The sequence below is a fragment of the Xanthomonas sp. SHU 166 genome, assembly GCF_000364685.1.
In the GTDB taxonomy this organism is placed as follows: domain Bacteria; phylum Pseudomonadota; class Gammaproteobacteria; order Xanthomonadales; family Xanthomonadaceae; genus Xanthomonas_A; species Xanthomonas_A sontii.
Map to the genome: position 1 here is coordinate 1 of NZ_AQOJ01000418.1, position 2,143 is coordinate 2,143.

The 2,143-nt window shown below is 71.0% G+C and carries 1 protein-coding gene and 1 pseudogene; both read right to left on the reverse strand.

Annotated features, from left to right (window positions below; all coding sequences use genetic code 11):
• Positions 1–47: 47 nt before the first annotated feature.
• A complete protein-coding gene (locus D180_RS11450; RefSeq protein ID WP_198526547.1) occupies positions 48–1,619 on the reverse strand; it encodes a CocE/NonD family hydrolase in 1,572 nt (523 codons plus the stop codon).
• Positions 1,620–1,852: 233 nt separating this feature from the next.
• Positions 1,853–2,143: pseudogene (locus tag D180_RS11455) on the reverse strand (thiamine monophosphate kinase); the annotation flags it as partial.

Consider the following 2,143-nt stretch of genomic DNA (forward strand, 5'->3'; position numbering starts at 1 on the left):
CCTGCGGGGCACCTTCTCCCGATGGGAGAAGGGAAACGCCGACTACCTCAGTGCAACGGCACACTCAAAAACGACGGCGTCGCCGTCGGCGAGCTGAAGCTCACGGTGCCGCCGAAGCGGCTGGCCGAGGTGTAGCGCGGATCGGTGGTGTCCACCACCAGCACCAGGCGGCGGCCGGCCGGGATCTCGACCGCGGTCGCCTGCAGCGCCAGGTCGAGCGTCACCGGTGTGCCCGGGGTCGCGTTGCGCAGGGTGTACGGCACATGGCTCAGCAATTGCGCCGAACCCGAGCCGTCCATGCTGTACAGATAAGCGAACAACGACACGTTGGACTGGCTCGGGGTCACCGTCAGCCGCAGCGAGGGCGCGCCGGCCAGGCGCTTGTCGCTGGACAGCACCGGGCCGCTCCACACCGCGGCGCCGGCGCGGCTGACCAGCGGGATCGAGGTGGTCACCGGCTGGCCGAGGCCCTGCAGCAGGCCGCTCACCATCACAACACCGGAATCGGCCAGGGTCGGCACGCCGGTGGCGATGCGGTAGTTCCAGCCGCTGCTGTTGCCGCTGGTCAGCGATCCGGTCGGCAACAACGGGCCGCTGGGGCCGGTCAGGCCGTAGCGGGTGGCGCCGGCCTGTACGCTGTTCCAGTCGGCATAACTGAGCCAGGTGCCGCCGAGGGTCGACAGTTGCACCGGCGCTTCACGGTCCACGCCGTTGTCGCGGCCCTTCAGGTAGCGGTCGAACCAGCGCGTGGCCTCGGTATACACCTGGTTCGGCAGGCCCAGCGCGCCCGGCAGCTCGGCAGTGGCGTGGTCGCCCTGGCTGAACATCAGGTGCTTGGGCACGCTGAGCCGGTTGTAGAGGTTGATGTACTGGTTCGGCGGGAACAGGCCGTCGTTGAACGCATTGGCCAGCAGCACCGCCGGGCCGTTGCGGTTGAGCGCCTGCACCTCGTTGATCACTCCGCGTTCGGCCGCCTTGGGCAGGAAGCCCTGCACCGCGCCGTCGTAGTCCCCCACCGCCACGTGTGCGGTGATCCGCGCCAGGTCCGGACCGGGCCGGCCGGTGGCGACCCCGGCGGCGACCAGCAGGCCCACGCCCTGCTGGCTGACAGTGCTGTTGGCGTACAGCGAGGCCTGCAGATCGGCCCAGCCGCTGAGCGCGGCCACCGCCTTGATGCGCGGGTCGCGCGCGGCGGCGAGCAGGCTGGTGCCGGCGCCGTAGGAGATACCCGAGACACCGATCGCCTTGGCGTCGGCCGGGGTGTTGGCCAGCGCCCAGTCGATCACTGCGCTGACATCTTCCACCGTCGGTGCCCCGGCGATGTCGATCAGCCCCTGCGAATCCCAGAAGCCGCGCGAGGTGTAGCTGACCACCACGTAGCCGTCGTTGGCCAGTTCGCTGGCGCGGCCCACGTATTCCAGGTTGGGCAGCGACCAGCTGGCCGGCATCACCACCAGCGGGAATGGCCCCGGGCCCTGCCCCTGCGGCACCAGCACGAGCGCGCCGAGCTTGGTGCCGTCGAAACTGGGAATGCTCTGGTACTGCTTGGTGAAGCCGGCCGCGGCCGCGGCGGCGGAGAACACCAGCAACATCGCGCCGAGGGCGATGCGACGTGACACGGACATGCGCATGGACTGCCTCCCAAGCGGCGCCGGACCGGAATGGCCGGCTGCCGGAACGGTACTGCCAGAACGGTGACAAGCGCTCGACACGAGGCCGGGCAGGCGGACCGTACCACCGGGTACGGGCGATATTCACGCCGCAGTGCGGCACAGTATGGAAGGACCTTGGCGGGCGACCCGAACGTGCTGGCGCCGCAGCCGGTGGCCGGCGCGCGCTCAGGCCGCGCGGCTCAGCTCAAAAAGTGCTGGTAGCCGCTTCGCGGCGGCTGCCACCGCTGGCCGTCGGCATCGCGCACCGCGATGCCATTGCCGGCGACGATGCGCCCGATCGGCGTCGCCGTGACCCCGACCGCCTGCAGCGCCTGCACGATCGCCGCGCGCTGCGCCGGGTCGGCGGTGAAGCACAGTTCGTAGTCGTCGCCACCGCCCAGCTGCCAGGCGTGCACCTGCGCAGGGTCCGCGTCGGCCGGGGCGGCGACCGCCGGCAGCGCGGCCAGCTCCAGTTCGGCGCCGACGCCGCT